General features: G+C 70.6%; 12 protein-coding genes. 9 read left to right on the forward strand and 3 right to left on the reverse strand.

From position 1 onward, the window contains the following. Positions 1 to 13: 13 nt before the first annotated feature. Positions 14 to 1,105 carry an LOG family protein gene (locus JOE57_RS16230; RefSeq protein WP_204919600.1) on the reverse strand — a complete coding sequence of 364 codons (1,092 nt, stop codon included), beginning with the start codon at positions 1,103 to 1,105 and terminating at the stop codon, positions 14 to 16. A 98-nt stretch (positions 1,106 to 1,203) separates the two neighbouring features. On the opposite strand from JOE57_RS16230, the gene dxr reads away from it, so the two are divergent. Genes dxr through JOE57_RS16250 form a run of 4 tightly spaced genes read left to right on the forward strand, consistent with a single transcriptional unit; the run spans position 1,204 to position 5,864 of the window. Further along, positions 1,204 to 2,475, forward strand: coding sequence for a 1-deoxy-D-xylulose-5-phosphate reductoisomerase (gene dxr, locus JOE57_RS16235; RefSeq protein WP_204919602.1), 1,272 nt, complete (start codon positions 1,204 to 1,206; stop codon positions 2,473 to 2,475). Next, on the forward strand, positions 2,476 to 3,777 hold the full coding sequence (locus tag JOE57_RS16240) for a M50 family metallopeptidase (RefSeq protein ID WP_204919604.1): 1,302 nt from the start codon (positions 2,476 to 2,478) through the stop codon (positions 3,775 to 3,777). Positions 3,778 to 3,837: 60 nt separating this feature from the next. Next, on the forward strand, positions 3,838 to 4,983 hold the full coding sequence (ispG, locus tag JOE57_RS16245; protein WP_204919606.1) for a flavodoxin-dependent (E)-4-hydroxy-3-methylbut-2-enyl-diphosphate synthase: 1,146 nt from the start codon (positions 3,838 to 3,840) through the stop codon (positions 4,981 to 4,983). A 17-nt stretch (positions 4,984 to 5,000) separates the two neighbouring features. Beyond that, complete coding sequence (locus JOE57_RS16250) at positions 5,001 to 5,864, forward strand: GNAT family N-acetyltransferase (RefSeq protein WP_338041349.1); 864 nt, start codon at positions 5,001 to 5,003, stop codon at positions 5,862 to 5,864. Between the two features lie 37 nt (positions 5,865 to 5,901). On the opposite strand, the gene JOE57_RS16255 is transcribed toward JOE57_RS16250, so the two are convergent. Beyond that, complete coding sequence (locus JOE57_RS16255) at positions 5,902 to 6,177, reverse strand: hypothetical protein (protein ID WP_204919607.1); 276 nt, start codon at positions 6,175 to 6,177, stop codon at positions 5,902 to 5,904. Here JOE57_RS16255 and JOE57_RS16260 point away from each other — a divergent pair. From JOE57_RS16260 to JOE57_RS16270, 3 genes are all read left to right on the forward strand, one after another. Beyond that, positions 6,149 to 7,156 (forward strand): CapA family protein, encoded by a 1,008-nt coding sequence (locus JOE57_RS16260; RefSeq protein ID WP_239579995.1) that lies wholly within the window; start codon positions 6,149 to 6,151, stop codon positions 7,154 to 7,156. The genes JOE57_RS16255 and JOE57_RS16260 overlap by 29 nt on opposite strands. A 131-nt stretch (positions 7,157 to 7,287) precedes the next feature. Continuing rightward, positions 7,288 to 9,048: a proline--tRNA ligase gene (locus JOE57_RS16265; protein WP_204919610.1), complete on the forward strand. Its 1,761-nt coding sequence runs from the start codon at positions 7,288 to 7,290 to the stop codon at positions 9,046 to 9,048. A gap of 42 nt (positions 9,049 to 9,090) precedes the next feature. Then, the gene (locus JOE57_RS16270) at positions 9,091 to 9,843 is read left to right on the forward strand and encodes a sulfite exporter TauE/SafE family protein (RefSeq protein ID WP_204920529.1); all 753 of its coding nucleotides are present in this window, start codon (positions 9,091 to 9,093) and stop codon (positions 9,841 to 9,843) included. Positions 9,844 to 9,855: 12 nt separating this feature from the next. Here JOE57_RS16270 and JOE57_RS19010 read toward each other — a convergent pair whose 3' ends face one another. Next, positions 9,856 to 10,890, reverse strand: a complete 1,035-nt coding sequence (locus tag JOE57_RS19010) for a DUF4439 domain-containing protein (RefSeq protein WP_204919612.1) — start codon at positions 10,888 to 10,890, stop codon at positions 9,856 to 9,858. 126 nt (positions 10,891 to 11,016) lie between these two features. Between JOE57_RS19010 and rimP the strand changes: the two genes are divergently transcribed. After that, positions 11,017 to 11,505 (forward strand): ribosome maturation factor RimP, encoded by a 489-nt coding sequence (gene rimP, locus JOE57_RS16280; protein WP_204919613.1) that lies wholly within the window; start codon positions 11,017 to 11,019, stop codon positions 11,503 to 11,505. 1 nt (position 11,506) lies between these two features. Further along, positions 11,507 to 12,490: a transcription termination factor NusA gene (gene nusA / locus JOE57_RS16285; protein WP_204919614.1), complete on the forward strand. Its 984-nt coding sequence runs from the start codon at positions 11,507 to 11,509 to the stop codon at positions 12,488 to 12,490. Positions 12,491 to 12,568: the final 78 nt, after the last annotated feature.

Below are 12,568 nucleotides of genomic sequence, written 5' to 3' on the forward strand. Positions count from 1 at the left end.
AACCTGTGGATCGCTATCCGAGCACGATCTCGGCGGCGGCGGCGATGTCCTCGACACAGTGGATGCTCGCCGCCATCGGGCGCCGATGGCCCAGCCGTTGCAGCAGCGGCCAGGCCGGGAACTCCTCGGTCCAGTAGTCGCGACCCACCAGCACCATCGGGGTGACCTGGGTGTCGTCGGCGGCGTAGAAGTTCTCCGTGACGGCCTGGAATATCTCCTGGACGGTGCCGGCCGCTCCCGGCAGATAGATGATGCCGCCACCGCACCGCTGCAGCAGGCTGTCCTCGCGGAGCGCGTTGGTGAAGTACTTGGCGATCCTGGTGGCGAACGGGTTCGACGGTTCGTGCCCGTAGAACCAGGTGGGGATACCGATACTGGAGCCGGCCCGCGCCAGCGGCCAGCGGTCCCGGACCCGGAAGGCCTGGGCCGCCCAGGCGTCCACCCGTGGCCGGTAGCTGGGGATCTCGGCCAGGATGCCGAGCGCCTCGTCCAGCCGATCCGGCCAGGGGCTCAGGTAGGCGCCGAAGTTGGCGGCCTCCATCGCTCCGGGACCGCCGCCGGTGACGACGGTCTTGCCGGCCGTCGCCAGCCGGCAACCGAGCTGGGCCGCCAGTCGGTAGTCGGCACCGTCCCGCAGCAGGGTGTGGCCACCCATCACCCCGACGGCGTCGCCGGCCGGGATCCTGGCCATCTCCTCGTCCAGGGCGTCGGTGATCGCATGGTCATGGAGGGCGGCGGCCAGGGTCCGGTCCAGGGTGTGCTGGCCCGACTGGGACCAGGCGTAGATGGCCGCGTCGACGCTCTCGGCGTACGGGCCGCCGCCGTACAGCTCGGCGGCGTCGTACAGTCCCGGCCGGTACGGGTCGAACGGCAGGTCGGGAAGCCGGGGGAACAGCATGGCCCCGCGGGTGCGGAGGTCGACCGCCTGCGCATCGCTCAACTCGCAGCCGAGGAAGACCGCTCCGTGCGGGTCGACGGCCCGCAGCTCGGCCACCCGGCCCGTCAGGTCGACCGACTGGATGAACCAGCCATGGAGCGACCGGGTGGCCGCCAGGTGCGCGTCGAAGTCGGCCAGCGACTCGATCTCCAGTGTCCGCCGTGTCATGGTGGCTGTGAGTCTAGAAGGCGGCCCCCGGCAGAGAGGCGGCGCACGGGCGCGGCCGTAGCCTGTCGAGTGCGACCCGCACCTGCGAGGATGTGCGGGTGCGTGACGTCGTCATATTGGGAAGCACCGGATCGATCGGCACCCAGGCCCTGGAGGTGATCTCCGCTCAGCCGGAGTCGTTCCGGGTGGTCGGGCTGGCTGCCGGCGGCGGCAACATCGAGCTGCTGGCCCGGCAGGTGCTCGACACCGGGGCCCGGCTGGTGGCGGTGACCCGGGCGTCGGCGGTGCAGGACCTGCAGCTGGCGTTGTACGCCGAGGCCAGCAAGCGCGGCTGGTCGTCGGGCGAGGTGATGCTGCCCAGGATCGTGGCCGGACCGGACGCTGCCGCGCAAGCCGCCGGCCATCCCTGCGACGTGGTGCTCAACGGCATCACCGGCTCGGCCGGGCTGGAGCCCACGCTGGCCGCCCTGCGGAGCGGCGCCCGGCTGGCGCTGGCCAACAAGGAGTCGTTGGTGATCGGTGGCACGCTGGTCACCGGTGCGGCCGCCGAGGGGCAGCTGGTCGCCGTCGACTCCGAGCACTCCGCGCTCGCCCAGTGTCTCCGCGGCGGCACCCCGACCGAGGTGGACCGGCTGATCCTGACCGCCAGCGGCGGCCCGTTCCGCGGCCGCAGCCGGGCGCAGATGGCGGCCGTCACACCGGCTGAGGCGTTGGCCCACCCGACCTGGGACATGGGCCGGGTGATCACCACCAACTCGGCGACGCTCGTCAACAAGGGGCTGGAGCTGCTGGAGGCGTACCTGCTCTACGGCGTCGAGCTGGACCGGATCGATGTAGTGGTGCACCCGCAGTCCATCGTGCACTCGATGGTGCAGTTCGTCGACGGCTCGACCCTGGCGCAGTGCTCGCCGCCCGACATGCGGCTGCCGATCGGGCTGGCGCTCAGCTGGCCGGACCGGATGGCCGGCGTTGCCGCCCCCTGCGACTGGAGCACGGCCAGCAGCTGGACCTTCGAGCCACTGGACAACGAGGCCTTCCCGGCCGTCGAGCTGGCGCGGCGGTCCGGCCGGCTCGGGGGCACCGCCCCGGCGGTCTTCAACGCCGCCAACGAGGAGTGCGTGGACGCCTTCCACGCGGGCCGGATCTCCTTCCTCGACATCCTCGACATCGTCCGCAGCGTGCTCGACGAGCACTGCGCACCGGGCGGACTGGCCGGGGCTTCCGTCCCGGACGTAGGCTCTAGATTGGTCAGTTCGGCCGACATGGATGTGCCGAGCGTGCTGGCAGCGGACTCCTGGGCCCGTGCGCGGGCGCGGGAGCTGACCGTCAGGAACCCAGGCGTCGACGGGCAGATGGAGCGGACTCTCTAGATGGACATCGTGATCTACATCCTCGGGGCGGTGTTGTTCTTCGCCCTGGTGATGGCCTCGATCGCGCTGCACGAGGTCGGCCACCTGGTGCCGGGCAAGCTCTTCGGCGTCAAGACGACCCAGTACTTCGTCGGCTTCGGCAAGACCCTGTGGGCGCGCCGGTTCGGCGAGACCGAGTTCGGCGTCAAGGCCCTGCCGCTCGGCGGCTACGTCCGGTTCGTCGGCATGTACCCTCCGTCGAAGGAGGCGCCGACCAAGGTGATGGCCGCCCGCACCGGGATCTTCCAGTCGCTGGCCGACCAGGCCCGCTCGGCGGAGTGGGAGGACATCACGCCCGAGGACGAGGGTCGGCTGTTCTACCAGAAGAAGACCTGGCAGAAGCTCATCATCATGGCCGGCGGACCGGCGATGAACATCTTGCTGGCTTTCCTGATCCTGCTTGCCGTCACCGGTCTGTACGGCATGCCGAGGACCCAGCTCACCGTCTCGCACGTCAGCGAGTGCATCGTCCCGGCCAGCCGCGCCGACCAGACCTGCCGCGCCGGGGACCCCAAGACGCCCGCCTTCCAGGCCGGCGTCCGGCCGGGCGACAAGATCGTGGCCTTCAACGGGCAGCGGATCACCTCCTGGGACCAGATGTCGGAGCTGATCCGGGCCAACCTCGACCATCGTGCCGTGGTGACCGTCGAGCGTTCCGGCCAGCGGGTCGACCTCGCTCCGGTCAACACGGTGATCACCGGCGTACCGCACAAGTGGGACCCGTCGCGGACGGTCCAGGCCGGCTTCTTCGGTGTCTCGCCCGACCAGGCGCTCGAGCGCGGCGGCCCGATCGTGGTCCTGCAGGACATGTGGCGGATGACCAGGCAGACCGGGTATGCGCTGGTCCGGTTCCCGGCGAAGGTCTACTTCACCGCCGCCAACCTGGTCACCGGCAAGCCGCGGGACGTCTACGGGCCGATGAGCATCGTCGGCGCCAGCCGGGTGGCCGGCGAGGTGGCCGCCACCGACAAGATCAACGCTGCGGACAAGGTGGCCACCCTGTTCAGCCTGCTCGGCTCGGTGAACCTGTTCGTCGCATTGTTCAACTTCGTCCCGCTGCTGCCGCTGGACGGCGGACACATCGCGGGCGCCCTCTATGAGGGACTGAGGCGCTGGTTGGCGAAGCTGCTCGGCCGCCCCGACCCGGGGCACGTCGATACGGCCAAGATGCTGCCGGTCGCCTATGTTGTAGGAGGGATCATCGCGCTCTCGGGCGCGGTGCTGATCCTGGCCGACATCATCGACCCGATCAAGCTGCTCTAGCTCGACCGTTCGTTGAGCACGACCACCACGACCCGATCACCGACGGCAAAGAAAGTCACGATGGACATCGACCTGGGCATGCCAGCACTCCCACCCGAGACCCTGGCGCCGCGACGCAAGACCCGCAAGATCAAGGTAGGCAAGGTCTCGGTCGGGGGCGACGCCCCGATCAGTGTGCAGTCGATGACCACGACACTGACCTCCGACATCAACGCCACCCTGCAGCAGATCGCCGAGCTGACCGCAACCGGCTGCGACATCGTCCGGGTCGCCGTACCGAGCCAGGACGACGCCGAGGCGCTGCCGGCGATCGCGAAGAAGAGCCAGATCCCGGTGATCGCCGACATCCACTTCCAGCCCAAGTACGTGTTCGCGGCGATCGACGCCGGCTGCGCCGCGGTCCGGGTGAACCCGGGCAATATCCGGGCCTTCGACGACCAGGTGAAGGAGATCGCCCGGGCGGCCAGCGACGCCGGGGTCTCGATCCGGATCGGGGTCAACGCCGGGTCGCTGGACAAGCGGCTGCTGGCCAAGTACGGCAAGGCGACCCCGGAGGCGTTGGTCGAGTCGGCCGTCTGGGAGGCCTCGCTGTTCGAGGAGCACGACTTCCACGACTTCAAGATCTCGGTCAAGCACAACGACCCGGTGGTGATGATCCGCGCCTACGAGATGCTGTCCGAGCGGGGGGACTGGCCGCTGCACCTGGGCGTGACCGAGGCCGGACCCGCCTTCCAGGGCACCATCAAGTCCGCCGTCGCCTTCGGTTCGCTGCTGTCCCGCGGCATCGGCGACACCATCCGGGTGTCGCTGTCCGCGCCGCCGGTCGAGGAGGTCAAGGTCGGCCTGAAGATCCTGGAGTCGCTGAACCTGCGGCCGCGGAAGCTGGAGATCGTCTCCTGCCCGTCCTGCGGGCGGGCCCAGGTCGACGTGTACAAGCTGGCCGACGCCGTCACGGCGGGGCTGGAGGGCCTGGAGGTGCCGCTCCGGGTGGCGGTGATGGGCTGTGTCGTGAACGGGCCGGGCGAGGCGCGGGAGGCCGATCTCGGGGTCGCGTCAGGCAACGGCAAGGGCCAGATCTTCGTCCGCGGTCAGGTGATCAAAACGGTCAAGGAGAGCGACATCGTCGAGACGCTGATCGAGGAGGCGATGCGGCTGGCCGAGGAGATGCCGGCCGGCGAGGGCGCCCCTCAGGTGAGCGTGGGCTGACCGTGGGGGAGGCGGCGGTGTCGGGACGCACCGGCGGCTCGACCGTCGGCAGCGTCCGGGTGCTGACCCAGCGCGACCTGGCCGCCGCCGTCAGCATCGTCTCCGCCAACCCGATCGAGAACGTGTTCGTCGCCTCCCGGATCCGCACCGCCGGAGTCGACGCGGCCAACCTGGGCTGCCCGATCTGGGGGTACGAGAGCGGCGGACTGCTCCGCTCGATCTGCCACGCCGGCTCGAACATGGTGCCGGTGAACGCCGACGCTGCCGCTGTCGAGGCCTTCGCCGAGTTCGCCGGCCGGGAACGGATCTGCTCCTCCATCATCGGCCCGGCCGAGGTGGCGATGAGCCTCTGGCGGCGGTTGTCCGAGCGCTGGGGCGCCAGCTGGTCACGGGTCCGGGAGACGCGCCCGCACCAACCGGTGATGGCGATCAGTGCAGACCCGGTGGTGGCCGCCGACCCGCGGGTGCGCCGGGTGACGCTGGAGCACTGGGACGCCTACTACGAGGCGGCGGTGAAGATGTACACCGAGGAGGTGGGCGTCTCGCCGCTGCTCGGCAACCCGGCCGGCTATCGCTTCTACGTCCGGCAGCTGATCACCTCCGGTCGCGCGTTCGGCATCTTCGAGGGCGACCGGGTGCTGTTCAAGGCCGACCTCGGCTCGGTCTCCGGCAGCGTCAGCCAGGTGCAGGGCGTCTGGCTCGAGCCTGAGCTGCGGGGCCGTGGCCTGGCCGCACCGGCGATGGCCGGGGTGGTGCGGCTGGCCCGGACGGTGGTCCCGACCGTCTCGCTCTACGTGAACGACTTCAACCTGCCGGCCCGGGCCACCTACGCCCGGGTCGGGTTCACCGACGTCGGCGAGTTCGCCACCATCCTGTACTGATCGTGGCTCGGCTACCGCGTCCCCGGAAACTGTCACCCTACGTCTGCGCGGTGGCGCTGCTGGCTACTCTGGTCGGCTGCGGAACGATCCCGGAGCCGGGCGCCCGCACATCGGCGCCGAACCCATCCCCGTCGGCGGCCCAGTCCGCGCCTGGCCAGACCCCGCCAGCCCGGACCCCACCAGCCCAGTCCTCGTCGAACAGCCGGACGCCGTCGGCGGCCGGACGCCCGAGCAGCACGCCGTCGAAGACGCCGGCACCAGCCTCGGGGAGCGTGACGGTGGTGATGAACGGTGACCTGCTCTGGCACAACACGCTGTGGTCCAGCGCCGCCGAGGATGCCCGGGCTCGCGGTCGCAGCGGCTACGACTTCGCACCCCTGCTGGCGGGCCTGAAGCCGGTGGTGTCCACCGCCGACCTGGCCATCTGCCATGAGGAGGTGCCGCTGGCACCGAAGGGCGGCCCGTTCTCGAACTACCCGCAGTTCGCCGCCCCACCGCAGGTGGTCGCCGGCATCAGGGCGACCGGCTACGACCTGTGCACCACCGCCTCCAACCACAGCGTGGATGGCGGCTTCGCCGGGATCGTCCGGACGCTCGAGGATCTCGACCGGGCGAAGATCCTGCATGCGGGAACGGCGCGCAGCGCGGCGGAGGAGCGCACGCCTGAGCTGTTCACCACCCGTCAGGGGGTCCGGATCGCCGTCGTCGCCGGCACCTACGGGTTGAACGGGCTCCCGGTGCCCCGCGGCCGACCCTGGTCGGTGGACCAGCTGGACGTGCCGGCCATGCTGGCCCGGGCGAAGCGGGCGCGCCGGGCCGGCGCCGACATCGTGCTGGCGGCCATCCACGCCGGTGACGAGTACTCCCCGAAGGAGAACGCCCAGCAGCGCCAGGTCGCCCGGGCTCTGACGGCCTCGCCCGACATCGACCTCGTCTACGGCCATCACGCGCACGTGGTCCAGCCCTGGACCAGGATCAACGGCAAGTGGGTCGTCTTCGGCCTGGGCAACACCGTCGCCCAGCATCGCACACCGGTGGCCCGCAGCTATGAGGGTGTGACGGCACGGTTCACCTTCACCCGCACGGCGAACGGGCGCTTCCGGGTGAGCAGGGCCGAGTACATCCCGACCCTCGTGACGCACTACGAGCCCGGCCATCCGGCCCGGGTGCTGGTGGTCTCCCAGGCCCTGCGCCACCCGGGTGCCGTCTCGCGGCACAGGCTGCTGCTGGCCCAGCGGCGGACCTCGGCTGTGGTGCTGAGCCATCACGTCAAGGGCCTGACCCGGGGCTGAGGCGAAGGTTGCACCCCGCCCCTCGAGTGGCTCCGGCGGCATAACCGGGTCGCCGTCGGCGGCCCCGCGCCGATAGTGTGCGCAGAGCACCATTGGCCCACCAGAGAGGCGACCCAGCCGTGATGACCCGGATGTCCGAACTGTTCGTACGCACCCTGCGTGACGACCCGGCGGATGCCGAGGTCCCCAGTCACCGGTGGCTGGTGCGTGCGGGTTACATCCGGCGGGCCGCCCCGGGCATCTACTCCTGGCTGCCGCTCGGCTACCGGGTGCTCCGCAACGTGGAGAAGATCGTCCGCGAGGAGATGGAGGCGATCGGCGCGCAGGAGGTGCACTTCCCGGCCCTGCTGCCGAGAGAGCCGTTCGAGGCGACCGGCCGCTGGACCGAGTACGGCGACAGCCTGTTCCGGCTCAAGGACCGCAAGGACGGTGACTATCTGCTCGGTCCGACCCACGAGGAGATGTTCACGCTGCTGGTCAAGGACCTGTACTCCTCCTACAAGGACCTGCCGCTGTCGCTCTATCAGATCCAGACGAAGTACCGCGACGAGGCGCGGCCACGGGCGGGCATTCTGCGGGGCCGCGAGTTCGTGATGAAGGACTCGTACTCCTTCGACATCGACGACGCCGGCCTGCAGGTCTCCTACGAGGCGCACCGCCAGGCCTATATCAGGATCTTCGACCGGCTGGGCTTCGACTATGTGATCGTGGCTGCCACCTCCGGAGCCATGGGTGGGTCCCGCAGCGAGGAGTTCCTGGCGATCGCGGAGAACGGCGAGGACACCTTCGTCCGCTCCCCGGGCGGCTATGCGGCCAATGTCGAGGCGGTCCAGGTCGCTGTACCGGACCCGCTGCCGTACGACGACGCGCCGGCCGCGCACGTCGAGGACACTCCCGACACCCCGACCATCGAGTCGCTGGTGACGCTGGCGAACGCCCGCTTCCCCCGGGCCGACCGGCAGTGGCAGGCAGCCGACACGTTGAAGAACGTCGTGGTGAACTTCCGCCATCCCGACGGCAAGCGCGAGCCGGTCGTGATCGGCCTGCCGGGCGACCGCGAGGTGGACCTGAAGCGGCTGGAGGGCCAGCTCGAGCCGATCGAGGTGGAGCCGTTCACCGATGCCGACTTCGCCGAGCATCCCGGTCTGGTGAAGGGCTACATCGGGCCGCAGGCCCTGGGCAGCACGTCGGCCACCGGCCTGCGCTACCTCGTCGACCCCCGGGTGGTGGAGGGGACCCGTTGGCTGACCGGCGCGAACGAGCCGGGGCGGCACGTCTTCGACCTGGTGGTCGGGCGTGACTTCACCCCGGACGGCACCATCGAGGCGGCCGAGATCCGGGCCGGGGACCCCGCGCCGGACGGCTCGGGGCCGCTCGAGCTGGCCCGCGGGATCGAGATGGGCCACATCTTCCAGCTCGGCCGCAAGTACGCCGACGCGCTCGGCCTGAAGGTGCTCGACCAGAACGGCAAGCTGGTCACCGTGACGATGGGATCCTACGGTGTCGGGGTGTCCCGGGCCGTCGCCGCCGTAGCCGAGGGGACCTGTGACGACAAGGGGCTCTGCTGGCCGCGTGAGCTGGCCCCCTTCGACGTCCAGATCCTGGCCACCGGCAAGGACGCCGCTGTCGCCCAGGCGGCCGAGGACCTGGCCGCCTCGTTGTCCGCGGCCGGTGTCCAGGTGCTGCTCGACGACCGTAAGGCCAGCCCGGGGGTGAAGTTCGCCGACTCGGAGATCCTCGGGATGCCGACCATCGTGGTCGTCGGTCGGGGACTCGCCGACGGCAAGATCGAGGTCCGCGACCGTCGGTCCGGGGAGCGGGTGGACGTCGACGTCGCCGCTGCCCATGACCACGTGCTGGGCGTCCTGCGGGGCACCCCGATCGCTCCGTAGTTGACCGGCCTGGAGATCACCACCGCCACGGTGGTGCTGCTGATGCTGGCCGCCTTCGCCGCCGGCTGGGTGGATGCGGTGGTCGGCGGAGGCGGTCTGATCCAGCTGCCCGCTCTCCTGATCGGGCTGCCGGACTCGACCGCGCCGGCGTCCATCCTCGGCACCAACAAGATCTCCTCGGTGTGGGGGACGTTGACCAGCTCGATCACGTACGCGATCAAGATCAGACCGGACTGGCGGACGATCATCCCGCTGGTGGTCTGTTCGGCGACCGGGTCGGCGCTGGGGGCCCACGCGGCCAGGTTCCTGCCGAAGGAGTACTTCACCCCCATCGTGCTGGTGGCGCTGGTGGGGGTCGGCATCTACACCTGGCGGCGGCCCGAGCTCGGCCTGACCACCGAGATCAAGCACTCCGGCGGCCACCACTACCTCCGGGCGGCTGGGATCGGCCTCGGGGTCGGGGCCTACGACGGCATCCTCGGACCCGGCACCGGGTCGTTCTTCGTGATCCTGCTGGTCGCCGTGCTCGGCTACGGCTTCCTGGAAGCCAGTGCCAAGGCCAAGATCGCCAACCTAGTGACCAACCTGGCCGCCATCGCGGTGTTCGGGTTGAGTGGATCGGTGATCTGGAAGCTCGGGCTCCTGATGGGCGGAGCGAATCTGCTGGGCGGCTTCCTGGGGGCGCGGATGGCGCTGACCCGTGGCAACGGGTTCGTCCGCAAGGTCTACCTGCTGGTGATCGCGGGGCTGGTGGTCAAGCTCGGCTGGGACGTCGTCGGCCAGTTCACCGGCTGACCACCTGCGCGGTCAGCTGGGCCAGCCGGGCCAGTCCTGCAGGGCCGCGCCCCAGGCCCGCGCAGACAGCGTCGCCGCGCTCAGCTCGTCCAGGGCCAGGGAACGCGTCGGGCCGGTCGCGGCGGCCGCCACCCACTGTCCGACGAACGGCAGGAAGCGGGTCTCCATCAACCGGAGCAGGACGACGGCGCGGCTGGCGTTGGAGACCTCGATCGGGGGCACATAGGCAGGCTCGGCCGCCGGAACGTCGGCGCTCCGCTCGTTCAGCAGGTCGACCAGCCTGTCCCGCAGAACCCGGTGCTGGGCCAGCCGGCCGGCCGCGCGGTCGGCCCTGGCTCCGGACAGCTTGCCGAGCGCGAGCTGGTAGCCGTAGACCATGGCGTGGGACTGCCGGAGCAGGGCCTGGATGGCCTCGAGGTCGGTTACCGGGACCAGCGGCCTGCGCTGTTGGGGCTTCGGTGGCGCCGCCGTACGGGCTCCGCTCTCCAGGGCGTCGGCGTATTGGCCGGCGGCCGCGGCCAGCGACCCCCACAGCAGACAGGTGTAGCCGCTGGTGGCGTCCGCGGCGGCTCGGTGCAGCCGGGCCGCGGCCCGCTCACCGGCAACCAACCGGCGGAGCGCGGTCGCCGCCTTGCCGGCGCCGGTGCCGGGGCTCGTCCGGGTCGTCGGCGAGGGGGAGCCGGTGGGTACCGGCCGGCTGGTGGGCTGTGGGCTGCGGAGGGCGACGACGTGGTCGCGGTGATCCGCGAGTACCAGCCCGACCAGCATCCGCACCTGGGCGCCGAGCCGGGCGGCGTCCCGGCTGTCGAGCACTGCCGTGGCGAGCCGGGCCAACGCCTGCTCGGTGTCGGCTCCGGCAGCCGAGCCGGGTAGGGAGGGTGTCGGGCTGGGCGTCGGAATCGGCCGGGGCTTGAGGCCGGAGGTGTCGATCCGGGGGTCGGTGAGGCTGCAGCCGGCGGCGGTGGAGGTGACCACCAGGCCCAGTCCGAAGGCGCCGAGCAGGAAGCCGCGCCGGCCTGGTGCAGGGCGCTGCCTCTCCGATGCCACCCGGAGACGTTATCTCACCGCGTGCGACAATGCCGCTAGCGGTAACGTGCTTGGAAGGGCTGATCCGCCGACGCCTGCGAGGGCGGCCGACAACTGCACTTCACAATCGGATCGAGGGATGGCCAGATGAAAGAAAGTCAGATCGTGTCGTTGCTGACTCCAGTCCTGGCCCAGTTCGATCTCGAGCTCGAGGCCGTGGATCTGGTGCCAGCGGGCAAGCGCAGCCTGCTGCGGGTGGTGGTGGACGGTGACGGTCCGACCGGCCGCGGCCCGCTGCTGGATGACATCGCCGAGGCCACCAAGGCCATCTCGGTCGCCCTGGACGAGACCGACGTGACCGGGGCGAATCCGTACACCCTGGAGGTGTCCTCGCGTGGGGTCAGCCGGCCGCTGGCGCTGCCGCGGCACTGGCGCCGGAACGCCGGCCGACTGGTGCAGGTCAGCCTCACCGGCGGGGAGACGTTCACCGGGCGGATCATGAAGAGCACCGAGGAGAGCGCGACGTTGGAGGTCGACCAGACAACACGCACGGTGCCGTTCGCCGAGGTCGCGAAGGCGCTGATCCAGGTCGAGCTGAACCGCCAGCAGGCCGATGACGAGGAGAGGGACGACTGACGTGGACATCGACATCGCGGTGCTGAGGGTGTTGGAACGGGAGAAGGACCTGCCGTTCGAGGTGCTGGCCCGGGCCATCGAGGAGGCGCTGCTGTCGGCGTACGAGAAGACCGACCATGCGGTCGCGGGTGCGCGGGTCGAGCTGAACCGCAAGTCCGGCCACGTCAGCGTGCTGGTGCCCGAGCTCGACGAGGAAGGCCACAAGATCGGGGAGTACGACAACACCCCCGAGGGCTTCGGCCGGGTGGCCGCCTCGACGGCGCGCCAGGTGATCATGCAGCGGCTGCGGGACGCTGAGGACGAGCAGAAGTTCGGCCACTTCGCCGGCGTCGAGGGTGACATCGTCTCCGGCGTCGTCCAGCAGGGCAGCGACTCACGGACCGTGCTGGTCGACCTCGGCAAGATCGAGGCGATCATGCCGCTGGCCGAGCAGGTGCCGGGGGAGTCGTACACCCATGGGAAGCGGCTCCGGGTGTACGTGGTCTCGGTGCGCAGGGAGCTCCGGGGACCGCAGGTCGTGGTCTCCCGGACCCATCCGCAGCTGGTGGAGAAGCTGTTCCGGCTGGAGGTGCCCGAGATCGCCGACGGCACGGTCGAGGTGAAGGCGGTGGCCCGCGAGGCGGGGCACCGGAGCAAGATTGCCGTTGTCAGCCACAACCCGGACGTCAGCGCCAAGGGTGCGTGCATCGGACCGATGGGCCAGCGGGTCCGCGCCGTCATGCACGAGCTGAACGAGGAGAAGATCGACATCATCGACTACTCGCCCGACCCGGCGACCTTCGTCGGCCAGGCGCTCTCCCCGGCCAAGGTCTCGTCGGTGACGGTTGTGGACGCGGCCGCCCGCGCCGCCCGGGTCGTGGTGCCCGACTACCAGCTGTCCCTGGCGATCGGGCGAGAGGGTCAGAACGCCCGCCTCGCCGCCCGGCTGACCGGCTGGCGGATCGACATCCGTTCCGACACCGAGGTCCCTGCCCCCGAGGCCTGACCTCCGACCTCCCGTCCTTTCCACCCCAGCGGGTCGCTCTCGCCCCCGGCGTCCTTTCCTCCCCAGCCGGTCGCCCCG

The organism is Microlunatus panaciterrae (assembly GCF_016907535.1).
In the GTDB taxonomy this organism is placed as follows: Bacteria; Actinomycetota; Actinomycetes; order Propionibacteriales; family Propionibacteriaceae; genus Microlunatus; species Microlunatus panaciterrae.

Bases quoted from the DNA above. Each gene is read 5' to 3' on its own strand.
- JOE57_RS16260 (WP_239579995.1), top strand. From the start codon at position 6,149: ATGAACGGTGACCTGCTCTGGCACAACACGCTGTGGTCCAGCGCCGCC.
- JOE57_RS16230 (WP_204919600.1), bottom strand. From the start codon at position 1,105: ATGACACGGCGGACACTGGAGATCGAGTCGCTGGCCGACTTCGACGCG.
- ispG (WP_204919606.1), top strand. From the start codon at position 3,838: ATGGACATCGACCTGGGCATGCCAGCACTCCCACCCGAGACCCTGGCG.
- JOE57_RS16270 (WP_204920529.1), top strand. From the start codon at position 9,091: ATGCTGGCCGCCTTCGCCGCCGGCTGGGTGGATGCGGTGGTCGGCGGA.
- JOE57_RS16240 (WP_204919604.1), top strand. From the start codon at position 2,476: ATGGACATCGTGATCTACATCCTCGGGGCGGTGTTGTTCTTCGCCCTG.
- JOE57_RS16265 (WP_204919610.1), top strand. From the start codon at position 7,288: ATGTCCGAACTGTTCGTACGCACCCTGCGTGACGACCCGGCGGATGCC.
- rimP (WP_204919613.1), top strand. From the start codon at position 11,017: ATGAAAGAAAGTCAGATCGTGTCGTTGCTGACTCCAGTCCTGGCCCAG.